The 25,298-nt window shown below is 62.9% G+C and carries 24 protein-coding genes; 5 read left to right on the top strand and 19 right to left on the bottom strand.

What is annotated here, in order from left to right; translation table 11 throughout:
- The first annotated feature begins 47 nt into the window (after positions 1 to 47).
- A complete protein-coding gene (locus IEI94_RS00780; RefSeq protein ID WP_191164622.1) occupies positions 48 to 2,789 on the top strand; it encodes a bifunctional acetate--CoA ligase family protein/GNAT family N-acetyltransferase in 2,742 nt (913 codons plus the stop codon).
- A 31-nt stretch (positions 2,790 to 2,820) separates the two neighbouring features.
- Here IEI94_RS00780 and pdxH read toward each other — a convergent pair whose 3' ends face one another.
- The 5 genes from pdxH to IEI94_RS00755 form a co-directional block, all read right to left on the bottom strand.
- Positions 2,821 to 3,462 (bottom strand): pyridoxamine 5'-phosphate oxidase, encoded by a 642-nt coding sequence (gene pdxH / locus IEI94_RS00775; protein ID WP_191164620.1) that lies wholly within the window; start codon positions 3,460 to 3,462, stop codon positions 2,821 to 2,823.
- Positions 3,463 to 3,558: 96 nt separating this feature from the next.
- Positions 3,559 to 3,957 carry a DUF2069 domain-containing protein gene (locus IEI94_RS00770; RefSeq protein ID WP_191164618.1) on the bottom strand — a complete coding sequence of 133 codons (399 nt, stop codon included), beginning with the start codon at positions 3,955 to 3,957 and terminating at the stop codon, positions 3,559 to 3,561.
- The gene (gene wrbA, locus IEI94_RS00765) at positions 3,957 to 4,577 is read right to left on the bottom strand and encodes an NAD(P)H:quinone oxidoreductase (protein WP_191164616.1); all 621 of its coding nucleotides are present in this window, start codon (positions 4,575 to 4,577) and stop codon (positions 3,957 to 3,959) included. The genes IEI94_RS00770 and wrbA overlap by 1 nt, the downstream gene beginning before the upstream one ends.
- Before the next feature lie 24 nt (positions 4,578 to 4,601).
- On the bottom strand, positions 4,602 to 4,955 hold the full coding sequence (locus IEI94_RS00760; RefSeq protein WP_191164614.1) for an arsenate reductase family protein: 354 nt from the start codon (positions 4,953 to 4,955) through the stop codon (positions 4,602 to 4,604).
- Positions 4,956 to 5,089: 134 nt separating this feature from the next.
- Complete coding sequence (locus IEI94_RS00755; protein ID WP_191164612.1) at positions 5,090 to 5,503, bottom strand: gamma-glutamylcyclotransferase family protein; 414 nt, start codon at positions 5,501 to 5,503, stop codon at positions 5,090 to 5,092.
- A gap of 111 nt (positions 5,504 to 5,614) precedes the next feature.
- Here IEI94_RS00755 and smrA point away from each other — a divergent pair, with 111 nt between their 5' ends.
- Complete coding sequence (smrA, locus tag IEI94_RS00750) at positions 5,615 to 6,199, top strand: DNA endonuclease SmrA (RefSeq protein ID WP_191164610.1); 585 nt, start codon at positions 5,615 to 5,617, stop codon at positions 6,197 to 6,199.
- A 61-nt stretch (positions 6,200 to 6,260) separates the two neighbouring features.
- Here smrA and IEI94_RS00745 read toward each other — a convergent pair whose 3' ends face one another.
- From IEI94_RS00745 to metH, 6 genes are all read right to left on the bottom strand, one after another.
- Positions 6,261 to 6,779 (bottom strand): DUF934 domain-containing protein, encoded by a 519-nt coding sequence (locus IEI94_RS00745; RefSeq protein ID WP_191164609.1) that lies wholly within the window; start codon positions 6,777 to 6,779, stop codon positions 6,261 to 6,263.
- Positions 6,772 to 8,424, bottom strand: a complete 1,653-nt coding sequence (locus tag IEI94_RS00740) for a nitrite/sulfite reductase (protein WP_191164607.1) — start codon at positions 8,422 to 8,424, stop codon at positions 6,772 to 6,774. The genes IEI94_RS00745 and IEI94_RS00740 overlap by 8 nt, the downstream gene beginning before the upstream one ends.
- 102 nt (positions 8,425 to 8,526) lie before the next feature.
- Positions 8,527 to 10,497 carry a putative bifunctional diguanylate cyclase/phosphodiesterase gene (locus IEI94_RS00735; RefSeq protein WP_191164605.1) on the bottom strand — a complete coding sequence of 657 codons (1,971 nt, stop codon included), beginning with the start codon at positions 10,495 to 10,497 and terminating at the stop codon, positions 8,527 to 8,529.
- Complete coding sequence (locus IEI94_RS00730; RefSeq protein ID WP_191164603.1) at positions 10,494 to 11,582, bottom strand: ABC transporter substrate-binding protein; 1,089 nt, start codon at positions 11,580 to 11,582, stop codon at positions 10,494 to 10,496. Before IEI94_RS00730 ends, IEI94_RS00735 begins: the two co-directional genes overlap by 4 nt.
- A gap of 30 nt (positions 11,583 to 11,612) precedes the next feature.
- On the bottom strand, positions 11,613 to 12,941 hold the full coding sequence (locus tag IEI94_RS00725; RefSeq protein WP_191164601.1) for an MATE family efflux transporter: 1,329 nt from the start codon (positions 12,939 to 12,941) through the stop codon (positions 11,613 to 11,615).
- A 52-nt stretch (positions 12,942 to 12,993) separates the two neighbouring features.
- Entirely contained in the window at positions 12,994 to 16,695 is a 3,702-nt protein-coding gene (gene metH, locus IEI94_RS00720) for a methionine synthase (RefSeq protein WP_191164599.1), read from the bottom strand.
- Between the two features lie 221 nt (positions 16,696 to 16,916).
- Here metH and nfuA point away from each other — a divergent pair, with 221 nt between their 5' ends.
- Positions 16,917 to 17,507: a Fe-S biogenesis protein NfuA gene (gene nfuA / locus IEI94_RS00715; RefSeq protein ID WP_191164597.1), complete on the top strand. Its 591-nt coding sequence runs from the start codon at positions 16,917 to 16,919 to the stop codon at positions 17,505 to 17,507.
- A 65-nt stretch (positions 17,508 to 17,572) separates the two neighbouring features.
- Here nfuA and IEI94_RS00710 read toward each other — a convergent pair whose 3' ends face one another.
- Positions 17,573 to 18,538, bottom strand: coding sequence for a DNA-binding protein (locus IEI94_RS00710; RefSeq protein ID WP_191164595.1), 966 nt, complete (start codon positions 18,536 to 18,538; stop codon positions 17,573 to 17,575).
- Positions 18,539 to 18,749: 211 nt separating this feature from the next.
- Between IEI94_RS00710 and IEI94_RS00705 the strand changes: the two genes are divergently transcribed.
- Both IEI94_RS00705 and IEI94_RS00700 read left to right on the top strand, forming a co-directional pair.
- Positions 18,750 to 19,931, top strand: coding sequence for a tyrosine-type recombinase/integrase (locus IEI94_RS00705; RefSeq protein ID WP_191164593.1), 1,182 nt, complete (start codon positions 18,750 to 18,752; stop codon positions 19,929 to 19,931).
- Positions 19,932 to 19,940: 9 nt separating this feature from the next.
- A complete protein-coding gene (locus IEI94_RS00700; RefSeq protein WP_191164591.1) occupies positions 19,941 to 20,369 on the top strand; it encodes a SufE family protein in 429 nt (142 codons plus the stop codon).
- A gap of 25 nt (positions 20,370 to 20,394) precedes the next feature.
- Here IEI94_RS00700 and IEI94_RS00695 read toward each other — a convergent pair whose 3' ends face one another.
- The 7 genes from IEI94_RS00695 to IEI94_RS00665 all read right to left on the bottom strand — a co-directional run bounded on the left by IEI94_RS00695 (position 20,395) and on the right by IEI94_RS00665 (position 25,297).
- Positions 20,395 to 20,760, bottom strand: a complete 366-nt coding sequence (locus IEI94_RS00695; protein ID WP_191164589.1) for a ribbon-helix-helix domain-containing protein — start codon at positions 20,758 to 20,760, stop codon at positions 20,395 to 20,397.
- Between the two features lie 98 nt (positions 20,761 to 20,858).
- A complete protein-coding gene (locus IEI94_RS00690; RefSeq protein ID WP_191164587.1) occupies positions 20,859 to 21,443 on the bottom strand; it encodes a DJ-1/PfpI family protein in 585 nt (194 codons plus the stop codon).
- A 73-nt stretch (positions 21,444 to 21,516) separates the two neighbouring features.
- Entirely contained in the window at positions 21,517 to 21,831 is a 315-nt protein-coding gene (gene yidD, locus IEI94_RS00685; protein WP_191164585.1) for a membrane protein insertion efficiency factor YidD, read from the bottom strand.
- Between the two features lie 44 nt (positions 21,832 to 21,875).
- The gene (gene hisI / locus IEI94_RS00680) at positions 21,876 to 22,316 is read right to left on the bottom strand and encodes a phosphoribosyl-AMP cyclohydrolase (RefSeq protein ID WP_191164583.1); all 441 of its coding nucleotides are present in this window, start codon (positions 22,314 to 22,316) and stop codon (positions 21,876 to 21,878) included.
- Positions 22,313 to 22,750 carry a transcriptional repressor gene (locus IEI94_RS00675; RefSeq protein WP_191164581.1) on the bottom strand — a complete coding sequence of 146 codons (438 nt, stop codon included), beginning with the start codon at positions 22,748 to 22,750 and terminating at the stop codon, positions 22,313 to 22,315. Before IEI94_RS00675 ends, hisI begins: the two co-directional genes overlap by 4 nt.
- Positions 22,751 to 22,809: 59 nt before the next feature.
- Positions 22,810 to 23,790 (bottom strand): alpha-L-glutamate ligase-like protein, encoded by a 981-nt coding sequence (locus IEI94_RS00670; RefSeq protein WP_191164579.1) that lies wholly within the window; start codon positions 23,788 to 23,790, stop codon positions 22,810 to 22,812.
- A gap of 4 nt (positions 23,791 to 23,794) precedes the next feature.
- A complete protein-coding gene (locus IEI94_RS00665; RefSeq protein WP_191164577.1) occupies positions 23,795 to 25,297 on the bottom strand; it encodes a UUP1 family membrane protein in 1,503 nt (500 codons plus the stop codon).
- Position 25,298: the final 1 nt, after the last annotated feature.

Genomic DNA, 25,298 nt, shown 5'->3' with positions numbered 1-25,298 from the left:
TACACAGGGGGGGAAGGGGGGCTGCGTCCCTCATAGGAGAGAGAATTTTGGGTACACGATTTCTGCGCCACTTCTTCGAACCGCGCAGCCTGGCAATCATCGGTGCATCGGAAAAGCCCCATTCGATGGGGGGGCTGGTGGTGCGCAACCTGCTCGATGCGGGATTTCCCGGTGAACTGTCGGTGGTCAATCCCAAGGGCTATGCCAGCGTATACGGCGTGCCCTGTGTCAAACGGGTCGGCGATCTGCCGGCATCTCCCGACCTGGCGGTGATCTGTTCGCCGGTGGAGAGCGTGCCCAAGCTGATCGAGCGACTCGGTGAGATCGGTGTCAAGGCGGTGATGGTGCTATCTGGCGGCGCCTATCTCGATGATCGTGGCGGCGACGGCGGCTCGATTCGCGAGCGCATGATCAAGGCCGCCAGGATCAGCGGGATTCGCGTGCTGGGTCCCGAGTGCCTGGGGCTGATCGTGCCCGGTCGCAAGCTCAATGCCACCTACGCCAGTCAGCCGGTCAAGCCGGGGCGAGTCGCCTATCTTGGGCAGTCCGGCATGCTGGGCAACGCCATGATCGACTGGGCGGCGGGGCGCGGCATTGGCTTCTCGCACCTGGTGACCCTGGGCGACAGCGTCGATGTGATGCTGCCCGACATGATCGACTACATCAATCAGCACGCGCCGACCCAGGCGATCCTGCTGCATCTAGAGCGCATTCACGACGCCCAGCACTTCATGACCGCCCTTCGCGAGGCGTCGCGTAACCGTCTGGTGCTGGCGATCAAGAGCGGGCGCACGCCGGAGTCGGACATCTCGGGCCTGGCGCCGACGCCGGGCATCGCCAATCGTGATGTGATCTTCGACGCCGCGCTGGCGAGAGCAGGGGTGGTGCGCGTCGACGACTCCGATGAACTGTTTGACGCACTGGAGACACTGTCGCGCATGAAGCCGCTGCGCGGCGATCGCCTGGCGATTGTCTCCAACGGCCTGGGGCCGGCGATGCTGGCCATCGACAAGCTGATCAGTGCCGGCGGACGCCTGGCCAGCTTCAGCGATGAAACGCGCCGGGCCCTGACCCACGGCGCCTTCGACATGAGCCTGCCGGGACACAATCCGGTAGACCTGGGCGGTAACGCCACACCGGAGCGGATGGTCGATGCGCTGGAGGTGGTCGCGGCGGACCCTGATGTGGATGCGGTGCTGGTCGTTCATGCCCCCACCCGCTTTGCCCCTTCGAGGGTTACCGCCGAGGCGATCGTCGCCAACCGCAAGCGCTTCAAGCGCAATCTGCTGACCAGTTGGATGGGGCTGGAGGAGGCGCTGTCGGCGCGCCATGAGAGCAACCTGGCGGGCATTCCCACTTATATTTCCCCGGAGAAGGCGGTCAAGGCCTTCATGCACATGGTCGACTACCAGCGCGTTCAAGCACTGCTTCAGCAGACGCCGCCGAGTTTGCCGTTTGCCACTACCGCGGAGATTCGTCAGCGTTGCCACGCCCTGATCGAGCAAGCAAGAGACGATGGGCGTGAGACCCTGACGCACTCTGAAACGGCCCAGGTACTGGCCGCCTACGGGATTCCTTCTGCGCCGAGCCGTTACGTGCATGATGCAGAGGGCGCGGCAGCGGCGAGCTTCGATGAGCCGATGGCGCTCAAGGTGGTTCACGACCACAACCTGGTGCCGTATCGCTATCGTCGGCACCCTCATAAACTCTCCGCCGGCATGCTGCAGGATCTGGTGACGCCGGAGCAAGTCGCCGAGGGCGTGACACGGCTCACCGATAAGGTGGCCGAGAAGTTTCCCGGCACCACCATCAGAGAGTTCTGCCTGCAGCCGATGCAGCGTGGCAAGCACTCGATGCAGCTGTGTGCCGGCATCACTCGAGACCCGATCTTCGGTCCGGTGATCGTGTTCGGTATCGGTGGCTACAAGGTCAACGTGCTCGCTGACCGTCATGTGGCGCTGCCGCCGATCAATATGACGCTGGCCGATGACCTGATCGCACGTACCCATGCCAGCAAGCTGATTCGCGAGCATTCGCGCGACCCGCAGCGCGATATCGAGCGGCTCTGCCAGCTGCTGGTCAAGCTCTCGCAGATGGCCTCCGACCTGCCGGCGCTCAAGGGGCTGGAGCTCAACCCGGTACTGCTTAACCGCGACGGTGTGGTGGCCGTGGATTTCGCCATGGACCTGGGCGCCCCGGCGCGCCACGCGATCATGCCGTACCCCGAGGAGCTCCGCGAATGGGTGACGCTGGACGATTCCATGGCGGTGGAGGTGCGCCCGATCCGTGCAGAGGATGCTCCGCTGATCACCGCGTTCCACACCCAGCTCTCCGAGGAGAGCATCCGCTTCCGTTATTTCCATCACAAGGCCGATCTCACCAAGCGCGACCTGTCGATGCTGGCGCATATCAACTACGACCGTCAGATGGCCTTTATCGCCGAGCACCACTGCGATGATGGCAGCAAGGAGATGCTCGGTGTGGTGAGGGTATGGAACGACCCGGACAATATCCGTACCGAGTTCTCGGTGATCATCCGCGACGACATGCATGGCCACGGCCTCGGCAGCCTGCTGATGAACAAGATGATCCGCTATTGTCGCGGGGTGGGGACGCTTGAGATGGTCGGCACGGTGATGGTCGACAACCACCCCATGCGGGCGCTGATGAAGCACCTTGGCTTTCGCCTGCGCTATGACATGGAAGAGCAGGTCATGCACGCCACTCTGAGGCTCAACGAACCCGAAAGTGACTGGCAGAAGCTGCGCCTCGATAGTGCCATGGAGTGAACGACGCCCCAGTCAGTGGGGCGTCGCGGGCTCAGGGGGCGAGTCGATACTTGTGCCAGCTGCCATCACGCTGCTCATAGCGAATCCGGTCGTGGAGGCGACTCGGCTGCCCCTGCCAGAACTCGAGCATTTCGGGAACCAGTCGATAACCGCCCCAGTGGGCAGGGCGGGCAATCTCCTGCTCGGCGTACAGCTGTTCGTAGCGCGCCTGCCGCTCCTCGAGCCAGTGGCGATCGGGGATCTCCACGCTCTGGGTAGCGATCCAGGCGCCCAGTTGACTGCCTCGGGGACGGCTGGCGAAGTAGCTGTCTGACTCTTCGGCGCTGACCTGCTCGACTCGACCTTCGACACGTACCTGTCTCGATAGCGATGGCCACCAGAACACCAGCGCGGCGTGGGGCACATTGGCCAGCTCGCTACCCTTGTGGCTGTGATAGTTGGTGTAGAACACCATGCCTCGCTCATCGACCCCCTTGAGCAGCACGATACGCGCATGGGGCAGGCCCTGAGTATCGGCGGTGGCCAGGGTCATGGCATTGCCATCGTCTCCTTCGGATTCGAGCGCGAGCTGGAACCATTCGTCGAACAGCGCGGAAGGCGTCTCCGGGGTGCTTGCCTCGTCCAGGCGGCCACCCTCGTAGTCACGCCTGATGTCGGCGATGTCTCGTGTCATGTCGATCTCCTGAAAGCGTATGACCATCTTCGCCGCTCTCGGCGCTGGGCTCAACCGAGAATATTGACCGTAGAATGGGGCAAATGGTGCGATGTTTCAGCCTTGCTGTCGCATCTGGCGACTGCGGAAGCGTGCATAGCAAGTGCTGGCAGCGAACAGCGCCATGGCCGTAAGCGCTTCGAGCATGCCGAACAGCCCCTGGCCGGGGAGCGTGGCAACCATCACCCCTTGCATGAAGTAGAGCAGGCTGACGAAGGCCAGCCAGGCGTGTCCACGAGGGCGTTGCCCTATGATTGACGGCAGGAACAGCACCAGCGGCAGGCCGCGGACGAGAATCGGTATCCAGCCGCCTTCCTCGATGCTATGAATCGCGATACCGCTATACACCAGCAGCAGGAGTAACACCACGTAGCTGGTGAGTACGGCGCGACGCGCCCGTGCAGTGAGGGCATCGAGGCCGTGCTGTGCTTCCCAGCGCTCCAGCATTTGTCTCATCAGTCACCTCCGTGGACGGCGGAGAGCGCCAGTGCCAAGCGCGCCAGGCGTTGTCCTTGAGCCTGGCACAGGGTGCGTTCGTCGTCATCGAGGGGGCGATCACTGCGGCTACCGGCAACATGGCTTGCGCCGTAGGGCGTCCCACCGCTGCGGGTGGTAAACAGCGCCGTCTCGCTGTAGGGCAGGCCGGCATAGACCATGCCATGGTGTAGTAGCGGCATCAGCATGGTCACCAGCGTGGTTTCCTGACCACCGTGCAGACTCGAGGTCGAGGTGAAGGCTGTGGCCGGCTTGTCGATCAAGGCGCCGTTCATCCATAGCTCGCTGGTGCCATCCAGGAAATATTTGAGCGGTGCCGCCATGTTGCCGAAGCGCGTAGGGCTACCCAGGGCAAGTCCGTGGCAGCCGCGCAGGTCATCGGCAGTGGCGTATATGGCGCCTTCGGCAGGGATGTCGGGAGCGACCGCTTCGCAGGTGGCCGAGACCGCTGGCACGCAGCGTAGCCGGGCGTCGATGCCGGGTACGCGCTCCACGCCGGCCGCGATTTGTTCGGCCATCTGGCGGGTGGCACCATGCCGCGAATAGTAGAGGATCAGTACGTAGGGCAGGGAGGAGGACATCCTGGCTCCGGTCAAGTATGAAGGTTAGGCGTTGTCGAGCAGGGGCAGCATCGCCTCGGGAGGACGCCCGATCAGTGCGCGATGACCATCATCGGCGATCGGACGCTGCAGCAGGCGAGGCTCGGCGGCAATGGCCTCCAGCACGTTGTGACGATCATTGATGTCGAGTCCGAGGGATTTCCAGGCGGCCTCATTGGTACGCACCAGGCTGGCAAAGGGGGTGGATAGACGAGAGGCCAACGCCTGCAGTTCGGCGAGACTGAGAGGGGTGTCGAGATAGCGACGGACACTGAGTTCAGCACCCTGCGCCTCGAGCAGCGCAAGCCCCTCACGGGATTTGGAGCAGCGAGGGTTGTGGTAGTAGGTGATGGGGGCCATCACGTCTCCTTGGCTAAGCAGTATGGAAGCCATTGTAGAGCGTCCGCTGAGGTACCCACAACCGACCATGTAATGCTTCAATCCAGGCTTATACCGTTATCTTTGTATTCCTCACCAAAACCATCCAACCACTCTTATAAACGCAGATACACCCAGGCAGTCTGTCCATCAGCAAGCCGCTTTGCGACTCGTTCGTAGCGCACTCCCAAGCGCTCGTAGCGATCTAGTCGCGTCAATTCATGGTGGTCGACACGCAGTAGCAAACCCTCTACCACACCATCTCGAGAGGGCTCGAGATCCAGTCCATCGCGTTGGAAACCTTCCAGCTGGGCCGGCTCCGGAGAGCCGCTGCGGCCATATACCCACCAGCGCACAAGTGGATAGCGCAAGGTGCCATAGACGAAAACCCGGTGCTCACCCTCTGCCACCGGTGGCAAGTGATCCGGCCTGTCGTAGGTGAGGGGGCTTAGCATGGTCAGCCACAGGTAGCCGACAAGCAGTAGCGGACTCAGCGCCAGAGCAGCCATTATCGGATAGCGTTTGTGCATGCGACTCCAGGGCTTTCGGGATGTGCGTGGCATAGAGATAATACCTGGGTGACGTCAGCGTCCAGTGCAGTTTGCTATTATCGATCCGAGAGTGACGAGAGGAGAGAGCCCATGCAACAGGATGACGTCAGTTTCAGGCAGCTCATGGGTGATGTCAGGCCTCTCGCCAGAGGCCGTGACAGAGCCGATGTGGCATCACCACGCCGCGGCCCCAGTGACGCCCAGCTGGCCCGCCGCGCCAGTGCGGCCAGCGCCACCTCGGATGGCAACTATCTGTCTGATGACTTCGTTGAGCTCATCGGCGCTCACGATCCCGTCGAGTATCGCCATGACGGCATCCAGATGGGGGTTCTCGATCGCCTTAGACAGGGCGGTTATGCCGCTGAAGCGCGACTGTATCTTCTCAAGCGCCCCCTGGAGGAGTGTCGTCGCGAACTGTTTCAGTTCATTCGTGATGCCCATCACGCTGAGCTGCGGAGTCTGATGGTCATTCACGGTCGCGGGCGTGAGATCGATAGTCCGCCGAACGTGCTGCGCTCCTATGTCGTCAAGTGGCTGCAGCAGTTCGACGAAGTGCAGGCGTTTGCCTCGGCGCCATCCTCCCAGGGAGGGCTGGGCGCCACCTACGTGATGCTGCGCAAGTCGGAGCGAGCGCGCGCCAATAATCGGGAGCGTCAGCAGAAGCGCCGCGGCTGAAACGAAGGATGCCTGGCGTTATGCCAGGCATCGTGCGATAGCGACCCAGGGTAGCCGCTGCTCAGGCGCCGTTGGCCTCACGCAAGCGGCGCTCGAATAGCGCCTCCTGAACGTCGACACCTGGCTGATAGCTGACGCTGAAGGCGCCGAGCGCGCGCAGGGCGTCATCGAGGTGTTGATCGTCACGCAGTGCCAGCGCATCGAAGCCGCAGCGACTCATGTAATAGAGTTGATCGACCAGCACATCGCCGATGGCCCGCACTTCGCCCTGATAACCGTAGCGCTCCCGCAGCAGTCTCGCCAGCGAATAGCCGCGGCCATCGGTAAAGGCGGGAAAGTCGATCGCCACAAGCGGCGCCTTGACCAGTAACGCGGCCAGTTCGTCATCCAGAAGGGTATCGCTGGCGAGCCACGGCGCCAGCTGCGAATCGCCGGCATTGGCCTGCCACAGGCTCAGCGGCACGATCACTGGGCGACGGGTGGGAAGCGCATCCTCGATACGCGAAAGCGCCCACTCATCCTGTTCCGGCTGGCCCAGCTTGATCAGCGTCTGGGCATGCTCGAGTTGCGTATCAGGCATAAACGCGCTCCTTGAACGGCTTGAGACCGATGCGTCGATAGGTGTCGAGGAAGCGTTCGTCATCGTGACGCTGTTCAACGTAGACCTTGAGCACCTTGTCGATGACCTCGGGCACATCTTCTCGGTAGAAGGAGGGGCCGAGGATCTTACCCAGTGAGGCATCGTCGGTGGCATTGCCGCCGACCGAGATCTGGTAATACTCCTCGCCTTTCTTGTCGACCCCGAGAATCCCGATATGTCCGACGTGGTGATGTCCGCAAGCGTTCATGCAGCCGGAGATATTGAGATCGATGGGTCCCAGGTCGTAGAGGAAATCGAGATCCTCGAAACGCTCCTGGAGCGCCTGGGCGATGGGGATAGAGACGGCGTTGGCGAGCCCGCAGTAGTCGCCGCCGGGGCAGCAGATGATATCGTTGAGCGTCCCCACGGTGGGGTTGGCCATGCCCAGCGCATCGAGCTCACGCCACAGGGCTTCAAGCTCGTCGACCGGTACGTCCGAGAGCACCAGGTTCTGCTCATGGGTGACCCGCAGCTCACCGAAGCTGTAACGCTCGGCCAGGTCGGCCACCGCATCCATCTGGTCGGCGGTAACGTCACCGGGGGCGTGCTCGCGACGCTTCAGGGACAGCGTGACGGCCTTGTAGCCCGCCACCTTGTGGGACGTGACGTTGTTGGTGACGAAGCGTGCAAAGGCGCGGTTCTCGGCGCGCAGCGCCTCGAAGGCGGCAATCGCTTGCTCGCTCACCGGCCGCCGCTCGGGCTCGACAAAGTGGGCGCTAGCAGCGTCCACCGCGTCCTGGTTGAGGGTCTGCGGGCCATCCTTGAGATGCGCCCACTCGGCGTCGACGCGGCGTCGGAACTCTTCGATACCCAGCGCCTTGACCAGAATCTTGATGCGCGCCTTGAACTTGTTGTCACGACGCCCGAACTGGTTGTAAACCCGCACGCAGGCTTCCAGGTAGGTCAGCAGGTGCTGCCAGGGGAGGTCCTCACGCACCACATCGCCGATCATCGGGGTGCGGCCCAGGCCACCTCCGGCGAGTACCTTGACCTTCAAGCTGCCGTCACTGTCGTGCCACAGGCGCAGGCCGATGTCGTGGACCTGAATGGCCGCGCGATCTTCCGACGCACCGCTGACAGCGATCTTGAACTTGCGGGGCAGGAAGGCGAACTCGGGATGCAGTGTCGACCACTGACGGATCAGCTCACACCAGGGCCGCGGATCCTCGACTTCGTCCGCCGCAATGCCGGCAAACTGATCGCTGGTGGTGTTGCGAATGCAATTGCCGCTGGTCTGGATGGCATGCATCTGCACCTTGGCCAGGTCGGCGAGAATCTCGGGCACGTCTTCCAGCGCCGGCCAGTTGAGCTGAAGATTCTGGCGTGTAGTGAAGTGGCCATAGCCGCGATCGTAGCGCCGCGTGATATCACCCAATGCACGTAGCTGGGTGCTCGACAGCATGCCGTAGGGGATGGCGATACGCAGCATTGGCGCGTGCTTCTGGATATAGAGACCGTTCTGCAAGCGCAGGGGGCGGAACTCTTCTTCCGGCAGGCGCCCGGCCAGGTGGCGAGCCATCTGGTCACGGAATTGGGCAACGCGCTCGTCGACGAGCGTCTGGTCGTAAGTGTCGTACCGATACATTCAGGGCTGTCCTGCTAGTCGGGGCGAATGGTAGTGACCGCTGTGGGGGACGATACTCCCCCTGCGTTATTCTTTGAAAGAATAAATGATCATAGATTTTAATTAAAGAGTCATAAGGCGTCGCAGTGCCTCCGCCGCTGGCAGCGGACGGCAGAAGTAGTACCCCTGCAGATGATCAGCGCCGCTGGCCAAGCAGCGCTGCGCATGCTCACGCAACTCGATACCTTCTACTGTAACACTCAGGCCCAGTGCATGGCCCATTTCGATCATCGCCGCTACCAGCGCCGCCTGCCGTGCATCAGTGTGGATCTCGCTGACAAAGCAGCGATCGATCTTGACGATATCGAATGGCAGGTGCTGGAGGTAGTTCAGCGATGAAAAACCGGTACCGAAGTCGTCGATGGCCAGCCGGCAGCCCAGGGCGCGCAGGGCAGAGAAAGTTTCGAGCACGAGCTCGTCGCGCTCCAGCATCAAATTCTCGGTGACTTCGAGAATGATACGATGCGGTGCCAAGCCGTGCCGTTCGAGGCCATCGGCAAGGCGCTCGACCAGGCCGCCAGCATGGACTTCGCGTGCCGAGACGTTGAATGACAGGGTCTGACTGTCGAGGCCTTGGCGGGTCGCCTCGGCTAGCCACGCCAACCCCTGCTCCATGACCCAGGCACCGAGCGGCAGGATCAGCCCTGAGGCTTCCGCCACCGGGATAAAACTGTCCGGGGGAAGCACGTCGTTCTCGGGATGCTCGATGCGCACCAGCGCTTCTACACCGGCCAGCGTTACCCGGCCACCTGGCTGTGAATTGGCCGTCACGATGGGCTGCAGCATCAGTCGCAGGCCATCTTCATTGAGCGCACGGTGCAGGTCTCGCTCCAGGGCGATCATCTCGTGAGCCGGCAAGTGGGTCGTGGAGGGTTGGTAGAGCCGATACTCTCCCGGACTCGACTTGCCGCGATGCAGGGCAAGCTCGACCACCTTGAGCAACCCTTCGGCGGTGGCGGCATGCTGAGGGAACATCGCGCCCCCCAGATTCATGGACACGAAGACCTGCTGATCAAAGATACTGAAAGGTTCCAGCATGGCACGCTGCAGCGCCTGAGCCTGGCGGGCCAGCGCGTGGGTATCCGTGTCGGCAAAGGCCGCAACGAATTCGTCACTGCCCAGCCGCGCCAGCGGCAGACAGAGTCGAGCGGCAAGCTGTTGCTCCAGACGCGCAGCGATATCGCACAGCAGCTGACTGCCGGCATCCTGTCCAAAGCTTTCATTGATCCAGCGGAAGTGATTGATGTCGATGAGCAGAATGCCCAGTGGCCGCTGCGGATAGGTTTCCAGCCAGTCGGCCAGCTGGGAATAGAAGCCGTGCCGATTGAGCAAGCCGGTGAGGGCATCTCGCCGGGACTGGGCGGCAATCTCCTGATGGGCGTGATCGAGCTGCACTGCCAGGCTGTTGTAGGCGCGTAGCGCATCACCGACTTCCCCCGGCGCTTGGCTCACTACCGGTACGAAGGCTTGGCCTCCGCGCATCGCACGCAGCGTATCGAGGATGGCATTGAGCGGAGCGATGACGTGCAGCCGATTGAAACGCATGGTCCAGCCAAATACCGCCACCACGACGAGGGTCACGGCGAGCAGGGTAAAGAATACCGACCAGCCAATCTGCTCACTCAGCCGCTGGCGTGTGAACGTCAGCTCGAGATACCCCAACTGGCGACGTAGCAGCGCGTTCTCGAAGATGATCGCTTCGCGGCGCTCCTGCAGTCCGTTGAGCTCATTGCCGGCGTCGCGCGCGAGCAGCAGTGTGCCGCTATCGTCATAGACGCTGACGCTGGCAACATCGGCGTCTGCCAATAGTGTGTCGACCAATTCGCTGACCGCCTGATTGTCGAAGTTCCACAGCGGGGCGGCCAGCAGGCTGGCACCAATGCGCAGCAGCTCGGTCTCCTTGCGTTCGAGCTCGACTTCGAAGCGTTTCTGCAGGTGCCAGGCACTGACCAGGCTGACGGCCAGTGCCACCAATAGTGCCAGAGGTACCAGGCGTAGCATGAATAGCTGGTTCAGGCTCAGGCGGCGGCTCATGGCTGTGTCTCCACCAGCATCTCTAATGCTCGGCGGGGCGAGAAATCATAGCCGGTTTCGCTATGCCGGAAGCGGTTGAAATCGATAAGCGACCAGTCCGGCGAAGCGAGGTGATCACCATAGGCCGCCACATCGGTAGCGTCGAGGGCCTCCATCGGGAAGCGCACACTGGCATCTGCCACGTCGCTGGCGCCGTCGGCCAGGTCACGTAGCATGACCATGGCCCAGGCGCCGGCCAGGAAGTGGCCTCCGTCGGTGAGCAGCATCTCACCGCGCGCCACACGCTGGATGCCTTCCGGTGACCAGTTGAGTCCTACCAGCAGTACGTCATCACCGGGGGTGAAGCCAGCGTCCTGCAAGGCCTCGATGGCGCCGATGGCGATCGGATCGTTGGCTGCCCAGATCAGTGCCGGTCGCTCGTTTCGGCGTGCCAGCCAGTCCAGATACCCAGCCGTTAACGAGTAGGCCTCTTCGCTGTTCCAGTGGGCGGTGAGCAGTCGGTCGAGCCGCACTCGAGGGTCATCCAGCAGCACGTCCAGCATGCCGCCATTGCGACCGATCGAGGCCGGGGTGAGGGTGTCGCCGAGCAGTGCCATGGTAGGCAGCGGGCGCGGCTCGGCAGGGGCTGACGCAAGCAGGGCGCTCGCCATACGGGCACCAGCAGAGAAATTGTCAGGTTCGATGACTCCGACCCAGTGACGGTAGCGCTCACCGGGGGCACCGGTATGCAGACGCTGCTCGGCGCTTGGACCATTGAGAAGAAACAGCACATCGACGCCGCGTGCCTCGGCGTGCTCGAGCATCTCGACCGCCACCTGCTCCTCGTTGACCAGCACCAGATAGTCGGGCAGCGACGTCCCGCTGAGCACTTCCCTCGTCAATGCTTGCATGCGATGCCTGTCGCGCTGTGCGTAGCGGATGTCAAGCGCAATGTCGAGATCGTCTGCAGCAGACTGCATGGTACTGCTGACCATGTCCCAGAAGCGCTCCCCTTGATAGCCGGGATTGATGAAGGAGACGCTCAATGAGGTGGCAAACGCCACCGGGGACACCAGGCACAGCAGGCAGGTGGCCAGCATGCGCATCTATCGTTCTCCTTATGATCAATCTCTCGATCAGACCGCCAGCCGTTGCCAGTGGCGGCGCTGCCAGAGCAAGACAAAACAGAGCGAGTTGAGCATCCGGTAACCCAACTGTACCCACCAGATACCGACCAAGCCGTGATCGAACACCACGCCAACCAGCCACGCCAGCGGCAAAAAAAGAAGCCACTGCATCGACAGTGTGAGCGTCATGACAGTGCGATTGGCCCCGGCTCCCAGCAGTGCCTGGCCAAGCACGAGTGCCGCGGCATCCAGCACGATCATCAGCGCGGTCAGTTGAAGCGGCAGGCGCCCCATCCCGATCAGCGACTCACTGTGCAGGAATAGGCCAAGTACCTGTTCTGGCATCAATATCATGGGCAGGGCCAGCAGCGCCAGACAGGCCCAGGCGACCTTCACCACGTCCCAGCCCCAGCGGTGAGCATCGCGGTGAGCGTCACGACCCATGGCCTGTCCGACCAGGCTCATCGCCGCCATGCCGAGCCCCACCCCAGGCAGGATCAGAAACAGCGAGAGATTCACCAACACATGGCCGACGGCAACACTCGAGGTGTCCAACTGGCCGAGGATCCAGAACAGTACCGCATAGCCGGCTGCGAACCAAAGCTGCTGAAAAGAGTGGGGGATAGCCAGGCGCAGGGTAGTGGTATAGGTCAGGCGCTGCGGCCAGCGCAGTAGAAAACCACTGGGCTTGGCGTGACGCCAACTCAGAGCGAGCCAAATCAATACGCCAATCAGCAGTGAGAGGGTCGTGCCGGCACCGGCGCCTGCCGGTCCCATGGCCGGCAGACCGGCGTAGCCGAAGATCAGCCCGATACTGGCCACCACATTGACCAGATGCATGATCAGAATGATGCGCAGATAGATCCCGGTCTGCTGAATGCCGTTCCAGTAGCCGCGAAAGCAGAAGATCATCGCCACCGACACCAGCGAGATCACTCGCCAGCGGAAGTAGGTCACCGCCACGTCGTGCACGTCGGGGGCTTGATTGATCAGCGCCAGCAGCCGCGGCGCTTGCCACAGGCACAGCAGCGTCAGCGGGACGGCCACCGCCAGCGCTACCACTAGCCCGGCGTTCAATGCGATGGCGCGCTGCGACCAGGCCTGCTCGCCGTGACGCCGTGCGGTCTGGGCCTGCACCCCGGACGACAGCCCGAACAGTACGGCGGTGACCATGAACATCGCATAGCCGCCGATGCCGACGCCGGCCAACGCCACCTCACCCAGCTGGCCGACCAGGGCGGCATCGATCAGGTTGAGCAGGCTCTGGGAGAGCATGCCGGCGATGATCGGCAGGGCCAGCTTGAGGATGGTGTGGCGTCGGCTAGGATCGGGCAGCATGCCGGGTTCCAGAGGGTGAATGGCAAGGCCCGCCAGTGGCGGGCCTTGACGATCAGTCGGCGTCGTAGGAGAGCACCGGTGACAGCCAGCGCTCGAGCTCGACGAGGGGCATGCCCTTGCGCTCGGCCAGCGTCTCGACCTGATCACGGGTGATCTTGCCCGTAGAGAAGTACTTCGACTGCGGGTGGGCAAAATACCAACCGGATACCGCCGCGGCAGGCCACATGGCGAAGCTTTCGGTCAGCGACAGGCCGGTATTGCGCTCGGCATCGAGCATCCGGAACAGGGTCGCTTTCTCGGTGTGGTCGGGACAGGCGGGGTAGCCCGGCGCCGGTCGGATGCCCTGGTATTTTTCGGCGATCAGCGACTCGTTATCGAGCTGCTCTTGCGGGACATAGCCCCAGAACTCCTTGCGTACCCGCTCGTGCATGCGCTCGGCGAAGGCCTCGGCCAGGCGGTCGGTAAGGGCCTGAACCATGATCGCGTTGTAGTCGTCGCCGGCGGCTTCGTATGCCTTGCTCAGCGCGTCCACGCCATGGCCGGTGGTGACCGCAAAGCCGCCGATCCAGTCCGGCTTGCCACTCTCCTTGGGGGCGATGAAGTCGGCCAGGCTGTAGCATATGCCATCGCGACTCTTGGTCATCTGCTGACGGATATGGTGTAGACGCTCTACCACCACGTCGCGCGACTCATCGGCGTAGACCTCGATGACATCGTCATCGACGCTATTGGCCGGCCACAAGCCGATGACGCCGCGCGCCTGGACCCGCTTCTCGTCGACCAGCTTGGCGAGCATCTTCTGAGCGTCGGCGAACAGGTTTCGAGCGGCTTCGCCGACGACCTTGTCGTCGAGGATCTTGGGGTACTTGCCGGCCAGCTGCCAGCTCATGAAGAACGGCGTCCAGTCGATGCGCTCGACCAACTCCTCGAGATCGTAGTCGTCGAAGACCTGTAGCCCGGTGACCTTTGGGGCGGGCGGGGTAAAGCTCTTCCAGTCGGTGCGAAAGCGCCGCTTGCGGGCCTCTGCATAGGAGAGGTCGGCGGCCTTGGGGCGGCGCTTGGCGTTGCGCTCACGGACTTTCTCGTACTCCTCGCGAATCTCTGCCGTGTAGGTCGGCTTGAGGGTCGGGGTCAGCAAGCGGCTGGCCACGCCAACGGCGCGCGAGGCATCGGTGACATAGATCACCGGGTGTTCGTATTGTGGTTCAATCTTGACCGCGGTGTGCGCCTTGGAGGTCGTGGCACCGCCGATCAGCAGCGGCAGCTCGAAGCCCTGGCGCTGCATCTCCTTGGCGACGTGGACCATTTCATCCAGCGACGGCGTGATCAACCCGGACAGGCCGATGATGTCAGCATTCTGCTCCCGGGCGGTTTGCAGGATCTTCTCGGCAGGCACCATCACACCGAGGTCGATGACCTCATAGTTGTTGCACTGGAGCACCACGCCGACGATGTTCTTGCCGATATCGTGGACATCGCCCTTGACCGTGGCCATGACGATCTTGCCCTTGGCCTTGGTCTCTTCACTCTTCTCGGCTTCGATATAGGGAATCAGGTAGGCAACCGCCTGCTTCATGACACGCGCCGACTTGACCACCTGAGGCAGAAACATCTTGCCGTCGCCGAACAGGTCGCCGACCACGTTCATGCCGTCCATCAGCGGCCCTTCGATGACCTCGATGGGGCGCTCGGCCTGGGCGCGAGCCTGTTCGGTATCGTCCTCGATATGGGCGGTAATGCCCTTGATCAGGGCGTGCTCGATGCGCTTGTTGACCGGCCAGCTACGCCACTCCAGATCCTCCTTCTTGACCGCCCCGGAGCCGTCACCCTTGAACTTGTCGGCGATATCGAGAAGCCGCTCGGTACCGTCGCTGCGGCGATTGAGCACCACATCTTCCACCGCCTCGCGCAGCTCGGCGGGCAGATCGTCATAGACCGCCAGTTGGCCGGCATTGACGATGCCCATGGTCAGGCCGGCACGGATGGCATGGTAGAGGAATACCGAGTGAATCGCCTCGCGTACCGGGTTGTTGCCCCGAAACGAGAAGGAGACGTTGGAGACGCCGCCGGAGACCAGGGCGTGGGGCAGATGCTCGCGAATCCACTGGCTAGCTTCGATGAAATCCACGGCATAGTTGTTATGCTCTTCGATGCCGGTGGCGATGGCGAAGATATTGGGGTCGAAGATGATGTCTTCCGGAGGGAAGCCGATCTCGTCGACCAGCAGCCGGTAGGCGCGTTCGCAGATCTCGGTCTTGCGCGCGAAGGTGTCGGCCTGACCGGCTTCGTCGAAGGCCATCACCACAATCGCGGCGCCGTAGCGGCGGCAGGCGGTGGCCTGTTCGCGGAAGGCGTCTTCGCCCTCCTTCATCGAGATCGAGTTGACGACTGCCTTGCCCTGTACGCACTTGAGGCCCGCCTCGATGATCTCCCACTTGGAGGAGTCGATCATGATCGGCACCCGGGCGATGTCCGGTTCGCCGGCGATCAGGTTGAGGAAGCGCACCATCGCCTCCTGGGACTCGAGCATGCCCTCGTCCATATTGATGTCGATCACCTGGGCACCGTTCTCGACCTGCTCCAGGGCCACCTCGAGGGCGGTGGTGTAGTCCTCGTCGACGATCAATCGCTTGAAACGCGCCGAGCCGGTGACGTTGGTGCGCTCGCCGACGTTGACGAACAGTGAGTCGGCCTCGATGTTGAACGGTTCGAGCCCCGACAGTCGGCAGGCGCGAGGACGCTCGGGGATCTGTCGTGGGGCGGTGTCGCGCACCGCCTCGGCGACGGCCTGGATATGCTCGGGCGTCGATCCGCAGCAGCCACCGATGATATTGACCAGTCCACTGGTGGCGAACTCGGCAACGATGGTTGCCATCTCTTCCGGCGTCTGGTCGTACTCGCCAAACTCGTTGGGCAGGCCGGCGTTGGGGTGTGCCGAGACGAAGGTGTCGGCCTTGGTCGAGAGCTCTTCGAGGTAGGGGCGCAACTCCTCTGCACCCAGCGCACAGTTGAGGCCGATGGAGAACGGCTGGGCGTGACGCACCGAGTTCCAGAATGCCTCGGTGGTCTGGCCCGAGAGGGTGCGGCCCGAGGCGTCGGTTATGGTCCCGGAGATCATCACCGGCAGGCGCTCACCGCGATCGTCGAACAGCTGCTCGAGGGCGAAGATCGCCGCCTTGGCGTTGAGGGTGTCGAAGATCGTTTCGATCAGTATCAGGTCGGCGCCGCCCTCGATCAGCGCTTCGGCGGCCTCGTAGTAGTTGTCACGCAGCTCGTCGAAGGTGACGTTGCGCTTGGCCGGGTCATTGACGTCCGGCGATAGCGACGCGGTACGCGAGGTCGGCCCCAGCACCCCGGCCACGTAGCGCGGCACGCCGCTCTCCTCGGCGACCGCATCGCACACCTCGCGGGCCAGGCGGGCAGACTCGCGATTGAGTTCGACCACCAGCGACTGCATACCGTAATCGGCCTGGGAGAGCTGGGTACTATTGAAGGTGTTGGTCTCGATGATGTCGGCGCCGGCCTCGAGGTAGTCGCGGTGAATGCGGGTAACCAGCTGAGGACAGGTCAGCGCCAGTAGATCGTTGTTGCCCTTGAGGTCGCTGGGCCAGTCCTTGAAGCGCTCGCCACGGAACTCGGCCTCGCTGAGCTCGGCGTTCTGCAGCATGGTGCCCATGCCGCCATCCAGGATCATGATGCGGCGGGCGAGTTGCTCGTGAAGCGAAGCGGTGGTAGGGGGGAAAGCGGCGGCCATGATGGGGATGATTCTCCAGCGTCAGGGTCTGCGGCGCGCGAGTTCAGGCACGAAGAGGCGCGGCCCACGCAGTGTTATATCGGCGCATATGTTAACAGAAAGGGTCTAGCCCGGGGCAGGGGGAGAAAATCCCGAGTAAATCACTCGGGATTGTGTCGCCGCCGACTTTTCCCTACCATAAGGGTATTCATCTGCACATCGGTTTCAGGACTGACGACATCATGAGCCAGAACATCGAGATCACCGATAGCGCCCAGGAGTACCTTGCCGAACTGCTCGAGAAGCAGAACGTCGAGGGCATCGCGGTGCGTATCTTCATCACCCAGCCCGGCACGCCCTATGCCGAAACCTGCCTGGCCTACTGCCGCCCGGGGGAGGAGGAGCCCAGCGATGAGCTGCACGAGCTCGACAAGATCCGCGTCTACCTCGACAAGCACAGCCTGCCGTTTCTCGATGAGGCAGTGGTAGATTTCAACGCCGATCGCATGGGCGGCCAGCTGACCATCAAGGCGCCCAATGCCAAGATGCCCAAGGTCAACGCCGACAGCCCGCTGGAGGATCGCGTCAACTACGTGCTTTACAGCGAGATCAACCCTGGCCTGGCGGCTCATGGCGGTGAGATCAAACTGATCCAGCTGACCGAAGAGAACGTGGCGGTGTTGGCGTTCGGTGGCGGCTGCCAGGGGTGCGCCGCGGTCGACCTGACCCTCAAGGATGGCGTCGAAAAGACCCTTATCGAGCGTATTCCCGAGCTCTCCGGCATTCGCGACGTGACCGACCATACCGACACCAGCCAGGCTTACTACCGCTAGCCTTCCCGTGTGCCAGGGTGTCATGACAGAGCCGCTCATCGAGCGGCTCTGTTGCGTTGAGGAGCTTAGTACGTGAAGGGCGGCAGGCTCGCCTGGGCCAGTCGCGCCTCCAGCTCAACCAGACGCTGGCGGCACTCATCCAGTGCCTGTTCGCGAGAGGCCAGCCGACTGGTCAGCTCATCGCCGCGCTGGCGTTCATCGTTCAAGCCGTCTTCGGCCTGCTGTCGTTGCCAGCTGGCTTCGCGCAGACGCCGCTCCTGTTCGGCCAGCGCTGCGCGCTGCTCCTGCAGCTGCTGGTCACGTGCTTCGAGGCGTGCCTCTAGCTGGGCGAGGCGCTCGGCGTGCTGCTTGTCGGCGCTCTGGCGCTCCTGCCGCGAGGCGTCAAGCAGGCTCATCAGTCTTGCTTCAGCGGTCTCGTGACGCTGTTCCTCCTGCTGTAACGTCTCGCGATGCCGTTCGGCCTGGGCGTCGAGGGCCTGGCGCTGCGCCTCACCTTGCTGATCGCGCTGTTTCTGCAGCTGCTGCAGCTGCGCCTCGAGCCGTGCGCACTGTTGCTCTACGCCGCTCAGGCGAGACTGCAGGGTGTCGCGTTCCGCCTCCGCCTTGGCCAGGTTCTGGCTGCGCTCGTCGAGGCTGGCCTGGATCTGCTGAAGATGGCCGGCGAGGGCCGCTTCACGCTGGGCAGCATGCTCCGCCATCCGCTGACTCTCGGCGCTGGCCTGCTGGGCCGCTTCAACCTGGCGGTCGGCTTCCTGGCGATAGTGGGCGAGCCCCTCGCTCGCCGCTTCCTCTGCCTTGTGCCATAGCTCTCCCATCAGTGACTGCAGCGCCTCGGGGATCGCCTGGGGGTGAGGGGTGGCGCGATTCTGTTCGCGCTGCTGCCGCCACTCGCGGAGGTGATCGCTGATGGTGGTATAGCTACCGGTGCCGAGCACCTCGCGCACTTTTTGCACGCTGGGTGTCTCGCCTCGCTGCAGCAGGGCGTCCACAGCCCGCTGGACGTCCTCGAACTGTATGCCGCTTCTCGCCATCCCGCTCTCCTGTCCACCTGCACGCACTAACCGCCTGTCGATACGCCGCAGCCTAGCGCTATGGCAGGTGAAAGGGAAGCGTTTTATGTATTACGTATAACGTAAATTACACTACGGAATCGAATATTAATTCATGATTACGCGGCTTATCTTGAATATTCAAAGCAGGTAAGATACTCGCTACAACGACACCGCGGCGGGAGAGGGCAAGATGCATGATATGACCTGGTCCGCAGCCACCGGAGACAGCCTCGAGCCGCTACACGCGACGGCGTCACGCATCGCTGCGAGCAACGATGTCGAGGCAGTGGCCGAGTGGCTGCAGGAGTATCGCCACAGCCCGGCGACCTGGCGTGCTTACCGCAAGGAGGCCGAGCGACTGCTGCTGTGGCTGGGCGAGCGCAACCTCAGACTTGACCAGTTGCGCCGCGACCATCTCGCCGAGTTCGATGCGTTCCTCGCCGACCCGCAACCGGCATCGCACTGGCTGGGGGCGCCACGACCGCGCAGCAGCCCGGAGTGGCGTCCGTTTCGCGGGCCGCTGTCGGCGGCCAGCCGCCGACAGAGCCTGGTCATCCTGCAGGGGCTGTTCGCCTGGCTGCGCGAGGCCGGCTGGGTGGACCACAACCCGTTTCGCCTGATGCGCGACAAGCGCCGGCGACTCGACAACCGCCAGGGGCGCATCGAGCGCTATCTGGAGCGGCCGCTATGGGAGTGGCTGTGGGGCTGGCTGAATCGACCGCTGGACGAGGGCGCATCTGCTCGACAGCGTTTCGTCTGGCAGCGTCGGCGTCTGCTGTTCGGCTTTGCCTATCTCACCGCGGCCCGTATCGGCGAACTGGCCGATGCGAAGATGGCGGACATCATGATCCTCGAGGATCGCTGGTGGTGGAGCGTGACCGGCAAGGGCGGCAAACGGGCCGAGATTCCCTTGCCGCCGGCGGCTTGCGAACTACTCGCCGAGTGGCGCCAGGCCCTCGGGTTGGCGGCCATGCCCATGGCGGGAGAGCCGGGTGCGCTGCTGCGTGGGCTCGATGGGCAGCGACCGCTGGGCGCCAATCAGCTCTACCGGCTGATCAAGCAGGCCTTCGCTGCCGGCGCAGACGCGCTGGAGGAGGAGGGCGGACAGCCCCGACGACTGCGGGACATGGCCCCGCGACTGCGCAAGGCGTCGCCGCACTGGCTGCGCCATACGGCACTGACGCACCAGGCCCAGCAGGGTGTCGAGCTGCGCTACCTGGCACTCACCGCCCGTCATGCTCGACTGGACACCACGGCGCGCTACCTGCACGCCGAGGCCGAGGAGTGGCATCGCCAGGCGGCGCGCCACGCGTTGCCGCAGGGGCGGACAGCAGCGGTCGAGGATCGGTATAATGGTGACAACCGAGATTGAGGAGATACCATGCCCGCGCAGGAACCGACGCCCCAGGCCGCGCAACAGGAACTCGTCGATGAGTTCGCGATGTTCGACAACTGGATGGATCGCTACCAGTACATCATCGATATGGGCAAGCAGCTGCCGGACTTCCCTGATGAGCTGAAGACCCCCGACAACAAGATCGAGGGCTGCCAGTCCAATGTCTGGATGCATCACACCCGAGACAGCGAACGCCTGCACTTCAACGCCACCTCTGACGCTGCCATCGTCTCAGGACTCATCGCAGTGCTGATGCGGATCTACAACGATCGCTCGCCCCAGGAGATCGTCGCTACCGAGCCGAGTTTTTTCGAGGCACTGGGACTCGACAAGCACTTGTCGCCAACCCGCAGCAACGGGCTGCACGCCATGCTGACGCGAATCTACGAGGTCGCCCGGCGCGAGGCGGCATAACCGCATATCACCTATAGCGCTGTGGCTAGGCTGTCAGCGGGTGCGCGTGACGGCGCCCCTCCCGGGCCAGAATCGCCGCGGCATCCAGCGCGGCAATAGGTGTTGCCGCGTCCGCCGGGATCTCTCCGCTGAGCTGCAGTGCCTGATAGCGGGCGCAGCAGACACGCAGGAAAGAGGCGAAATTATCGAGGTCGTGGCCCGCTTCGCTGGACTCTCTCGCCAGGCGCGTCAGCAGTTGACCGAGCGTCAGTCCATCGCGCCTGCCGATCTCTTCCAGCACGCCCCAGAAGAAGCTTTCAAGGCGTACGCTGGTACACATGCCATCAAGACGCATGGAGCGGGTTTGTGCTTCCCACAGGCCGGGATCGGCGCCCACGAAGAGCCTGCACATCGTTGTTCTCCTCGCCACTCAGTGTGAACGAATGCTATCCATCTTCGTAGCATAGCTTGGCGCCGTCGCCTCGACGAGTCGACGGCGCCGAACGGCGCTCATTCGTGAGTGATGCGAGTCCCAAGCAGGGTCAGAAACTGGCCGATCCAGGCCGGGTGTGCCGGCCAGGCCGGGGCGCTGACCAGGTTGCCCTCGGTAATGGCGTCATCCACGGCAATATCGGCATAGCGACCACCGGCGAGCTCTACCTCCGGTCGGCAGGCAGGGTACGCCGAGCAGCGACGTCCCTCGAGCACCCTTGCCGCGGCCAGTAGCTGCGCGCCATGACAGACGGCGGCGACCGGCTTGTTGGTAGCGAAGAAGTGGCGAACGATCTCGAGCACCCGGTCATCGAGCCGCAGATACTCCGGCGCTCGCCCCCCGGGAATCACCAGCGCATCGTAGTGCGCCGGATCGATCTCGGCGAAACTGGCGTTGAGTGAGAATCGGTGGCCAGGCTTCTCGGTATAGGTCTGGTCGCCCTCGAAGTCATGAATCGCGGTGGCGATGCTGTCGCCAGCCTGTTTGTCCGGGCATACCGCATCGACGCGATGACCTACGGCCTTGAGGGCCTGGAAGGGCACCATGGTTTCGTAATCTTCGGCGAAATCGCCGCATAGCATCAGTATCGTCTTGGCAGACATGGCGTGATCCTCGTCATGATGGATGCAGCACCAGTCTGGCACGCCCACCCGCGAGGCAGGTGGTAGTCCGCTACTACGGTTGCCTTGGCGTCTCTCGCTCGGGAGCAACGAATTCAGGGCACTCGGGGTCGTCCTGGCAGAGCCTCTCGCTGGGCCCACCAGGAACCGGGTCGATCCCTCCAGGGTGGCCCGGATGGCATTTGACGATACGCTTGAGCCCCAGCCAACCGCCCTTGGCCGGGCCGTGTACCTTGACCGCTTCGTGGGTGTAGTGCGAACAGCTCGGCCAGAAGCGGCAGCGCTGGCCGAGGAGGGGGCTGATCAGCCACTGGTAGAGCTTGATCAAGACCAGCAGCACGCCCCCGAGTACCCAGCCAAGAGCCGCCATGAGGCTTTTGATGAGACGTCTTGGCAGGCTCAAACCGCCCATGGTCAACGCTGGGCGTAGAGGCTGTCAGGTTCGATCAGAGGCGCACTGGTGATCCGCGCACGCTCGGCATCGACGGCAACGTAGAAACAGCCGCGTCGACCGGTATGACAGGCCGGGCCGGTCTGATCCACCTGCAGCAGCAGGGTATCGCCGTCGCAATCCAGTGCCGCACTCACCAGCTGCTGCTGCTGGCCGGACGATTCGCCCTTGCGCCACAGCTTGCCACGCGAGCGCGACCAGTAGCAGACCCGATGCGTGGCGAGTGACTCACGCAGCGCCGTTTCGTTCATCCAGGCCATCATCAGCACGTCACCGCTGTCATGCTGCTGAGCGATGGCGGGTATCAGACCGTCGTGGTTCCACTTGATCGCAGCGAGCAGCATCTCGAGGTTGATATCATCGCCAACCTCGGCGCGCTCGAGTTGCTTGAATAGCTCGCTCATGTGGCACACCCCTCACAGGTACCCAGTAACTCGATGGTCTGACGTTCGACGCGAAAGCCCAGACTCCTGGCGCGACTGGCCAGCTGCGCATTGACGTCGTCGAGATGCAGCTCCTCGACGCGTCCGCAGACACGGCAGATCAGTAGCTGAAAGCCGTGGGCGTGTTCCGGACAAGGACAGGCGACATAGGAGTTGAGCGACTCGATGCGATGGACCAACCCCTGCTCGATAAGAAAATCGAGCGCCCGATAGATGGTCGGCGGGCGCGCCGAGGCGTGCTCAACGGCTAACTCGTCGAGCAGGTCGTAGGCTTTCAGACCGCCATCGGCACTGGCGATCATTTCGAGCACGCGACGTCGAATCGGCGTAAAACGCACGCCGCGGTGCTGGCACTGCTGTTCCGCCTGGAGAATCAGTGAACTGGCGTCGGACATGATAGGCCTGATTATTCAATGAACGCTTTATTCTACGCGGCAAGGCCGCCGGCAGCCACTCAGGCAGGGCAGGGGATTTGCTCGGCTACCTGCAGCTCGCTTTGACGCGCAAAATGCCGCTGGGCAAACAGCACTCGCTCCTCGACGCCCACATCCGGCGGCTGACGCTCGATGAGATCGAGTCGCGGACGAAGTCCTTCACCGTTGGCCATCTGAATGGCTAGCCCAGGGCGGGCATTGAGCTCCAGCAGCATGGGGCCATGGTCACGGTCGAGCACCATATCGGTGCCAAGGTAACCGAGCCGGGTCATCTCGTAGCACCCGGCGGCGAGGGTGAGCAGGGTCTGCCAATCAGGGATCTTCAGGCTAGCGAGTTCATGCCCGGTGTCTGGATGATCGGCGCGGGTGCGATCGAACTGCACGCCGCGCACCGCACCGCCGGTGGCAATATCGATCCCCACACCAACGGCCCCCTGGTGGAGGTTGGCCTTGCCGTCGGAGGCGGCCGTGGACAGTCGCATCATGGCCATCACCGGGTAGCCCTGGAAGATGATGACGCGAATATCCGGCACGCCCTCGTAGGTGTATGCCGACAGCGATTCATCGAAGTTGATCAGCGCCTCGACGACGGCCACATCCGGTGAACCGCCCAGCGAGTAGAGCCCTGAAAGAATGTTGGAGACATGCCGCTCAAGATCTTCACGCCCCAGACGCACGCCGCTGGGCTTGATATAGCTGTCGCCCTCGACATGCTCGATGACCAGAATGCCCTTGCCGCCGCTGCCCTTGGCCGGCTTGATCACGAAGCCAGGGTAGGGGGCGACCATGGTCGCCACCCCCTTGACCTCGAATTGGCTCTTGATGGTGCCGATAAGCGCCGGCGTGGTGATACCGTACTCCGTGGCCAGCAGCTTGGTCTTGAGCTTGTCATCCACCAGCGGATAGAGGCGACGATCGTTATAGCGCCCGATATAGCGAATATTGCGCCGATTCATACCGACGATGCCCTTGGCCTTGAGTCGTCCCGGGGTGGTCCACATTCGCTCAATCCTCCGTGACCGGCTTGAAACGCCGCAATTCCAGCAGTCGATAGCCGGTATAGTTGCCCAGCAGCAGGATCAGCGACATCAGGATCATCTGCACGCCCAGGAAGTTGAAGGTGATATGGCGCACCCAGGGATTGTTCATGGCCAAGTAGGCCAGCACCGCAGTCAACAGGCTACCGCCGCCCTGAATCAGCACCTCCTTGGGGCCTTCCTCCTCCCACAGGATCGACATCCGCTCGATGGTCCATGACAGGATGATCATCGGGAAGAAGGTGATCGTCAGCCCGGCGTTGAGGCCGAAGCGATAAGAGAGTACCGAGAAGATCGAGATGATGGCGATGACCGTGATGATCACCGCCGACACTCGCGCCACCAGCAGTAGATTGAGATACGATAAATAGCTGCGGATCACTAGCCCCACCGCCACAATCAGCAGAAAGCCGATCAGGCCGGTCATCAGCGTGGTCTGTATGAACGCCAGGGCGATCAGTACCGGCATGAAGGTACCTGAGGTCTTGATGCCAATGAATACTCGCAACAGTACCACCACCAGCGCGCCGATGGGGATCAGCAGGATGGTCTGAAACAGGGCTTGCTCTTCGAGCGGCAGGCTGTGGATCGAGAAGTTGATCAGGGTGTCGTTGGCCAGCTGGTTGCGCACCGCGGCGGCGGCAGGCTGATTGTGCTGAATCATCGAGAAGCTGATCCGCGAGTTGCTGCCACCCTGGACTTCGAGCACCGCCTGATCGCTGTCTTCCCACAGCAGCAAGTTGTCCGGGCGGCCCTGCTCACCGGTCATGGGGTTGAACAGCGACCAGCGATCCTCATCGAACACCTGCACCCAACTGGAAAGACTCTGCCGCCGTCGTCCATCCTCGAGCATCAGTCCGCTGACCACGCGAGCGTGAACGCCTGCCTCGTTCAACAACCGTACCAACAGGGGCGCGCGATCGAACTGATTAAGCAGCAAGCGGGCGTTCTCACCCTGACGGTCGTCGTTGAAGTCGCGGATCAACTCGCGAGCGAAAGTAAAGGGGGTCGCGGAGCGCTGCCAGGCGCGTTCGATGACCTGACTGGCGGCGGTGTCATAGGGACGCTCCCAGACGACCTCCTGAAGCTCGGGGCGCTGTGACTGAGGAGGGCGGGCATCCGGAGCCACCAGCAGCTGAACGGAGTAGTAGAGCAGCTGACTGCCGGCAGCCTCGCGGACCGACCACTGAGCGCGTCGGCCGCGCTCATCCTCGAGGAACGACAGGCCATACCCCGGGGAGGCCGTGTTCTCGGTCAACACCCGGTAGCCCTGTTGATGCGAGGGCAGGGCCATGTCGACCATTGCCGGTCCACCCTCGGCGGTGAAGTTGACCTGGGTCTCGATTTCCCAGACCTGACGCTGCTCACCGGGTGTCCACGGCACCTCGAACTGCACGTGGCGATGCACACTAAGGGCAATACCGGCAATCATCAAAGCGCCGACAATGAGATAGAAGGGCAGGCGTGACATG

This window comes from Halomonas sp. ML-15 (genome assembly GCF_014779595.1).
Classification (GTDB): domain Bacteria; phylum Pseudomonadota; class Gammaproteobacteria; order Pseudomonadales; family Halomonadaceae; genus Franzmannia.
The sequence above is the reverse complement of the archived record's forward strand: the minus strand, read 5'-3'. Positions and strand labels throughout refer to the sequence as shown.

Coding starts and splice junctions, on each gene's coding strand:
- yidD (WP_191164585.1), bottom strand. CDS start 21,831: ATGGCGGCTCTTGGCTGGGTACTCGGGGGCGTGCTGCTGGTCTTGATC.
- IEI94_RS00725 (WP_191164601.1), bottom strand. CDS start 12,941: ATGCTGCCCGATCCTAGCCGACGCCACACCATCCTCAAGCTGGCCCTG.
- IEI94_RS00740 (WP_191164607.1), bottom strand. CDS start 8,424: ATGTATCGGTACGACACTTACGACCAGACGCTCGTCGACGAGCGCGTT.
- IEI94_RS00755 (WP_191164612.1), bottom strand. CDS start 5,503: ATGCACAAACGCTATCCGATAATGGCTGCTCTGGCGCTGAGTCCGCTA.
- IEI94_RS00760 (WP_191164614.1), bottom strand. CDS start 4,955: ATGGCCCCCATCACCTACTACCACAACCCTCGCTGCTCCAAATCCCGT.
- IEI94_RS00745 (WP_191164609.1), bottom strand. CDS start 6,779: ATGCCTGATACGCAACTCGAGCATGCCCAGACGCTGATCAAGCTGGGC.
- metH (WP_191164599.1), bottom strand. CDS start 16,695: ATGGCCGCCGCTTTCCCCCCTACCACCGCTTCGCTTCACGAGCAACTC.
- IEI94_RS00675 (WP_191164581.1), bottom strand. CDS start 22,750: ATGTCCGACGCCAGTTCACTGATTCTCCAGGCGGAACAGCAGTGCCAG.
- pdxH (WP_191164620.1), bottom strand. CDS start 3,462: ATGACACGAGACATCGCCGACATCAGGCGTGACTACGAGGGTGGCCGC.
- IEI94_RS00735 (WP_191164605.1), bottom strand. CDS start 10,497: ATGAGCCGCCGCCTGAGCCTGAACCAGCTATTCATGCTACGCCTGGTA.
- wrbA (WP_191164616.1), bottom strand. CDS start 4,577: ATGTCCTCCTCCCTGCCCTACGTACTGATCCTCTACTATTCGCGGCAT.
- IEI94_RS00770 (WP_191164618.1), bottom strand. CDS start 3,957: ATGAGACAAATGCTGGAGCGCTGGGAAGCACAGCACGGCCTCGATGCC.
- hisI (WP_191164583.1), bottom strand. CDS start 22,316: ATGAGCGAGCTATTCAAGCAACTCGAGCGCGCCGAGGTTGGCGATGAT.
- IEI94_RS00705 (WP_191164593.1), top strand. CDS start 18,750: ATGCATGATATGACCTGGTCCGCAGCCACCGGAGACAGCCTCGAGCCG.
- IEI94_RS00700 (WP_191164591.1), top strand. CDS start 19,941: ATGCCCGCGCAGGAACCGACGCCCCAGGCCGCGCAACAGGAACTCGTC.
- smrA (WP_191164610.1), top strand. CDS start 5,615: ATGCAACAGGATGACGTCAGTTTCAGGCAGCTCATGGGTGATGTCAGG.
- IEI94_RS00695 (WP_191164589.1), bottom strand. CDS start 20,760: ATGTGCAGGCTCTTCGTGGGCGCCGATCCCGGCCTGTGGGAAGCACAA.
- IEI94_RS00690 (WP_191164587.1), bottom strand. CDS start 21,443: ATGTCTGCCAAGACGATACTGATGCTATGCGGCGATTTCGCCGAAGAT.
- IEI94_RS00670 (WP_191164579.1), bottom strand. CDS start 23,790: ATGTGGACCACCCCGGGACGACTCAAGGCCAAGGGCATCGTCGGTATG.
- IEI94_RS00710 (WP_191164595.1), bottom strand. CDS start 18,538: ATGGCGAGAAGCGGCATACAGTTCGAGGACGTCCAGCGGGCTGTGGAC.
- IEI94_RS00730 (WP_191164603.1), bottom strand. CDS start 11,582: ATGCGCATGCTGGCCACCTGCCTGCTGTGCCTGGTGTCCCCGGTGGCG.
- IEI94_RS00665 (WP_191164577.1), bottom strand. CDS start 25,297: ATGTCACGCCTGCCCTTCTATCTCATTGTCGGCGCTTTGATGATTGCC.
- nfuA (WP_191164597.1), top strand. CDS start 16,917: ATGAGCCAGAACATCGAGATCACCGATAGCGCCCAGGAGTACCTTGCC.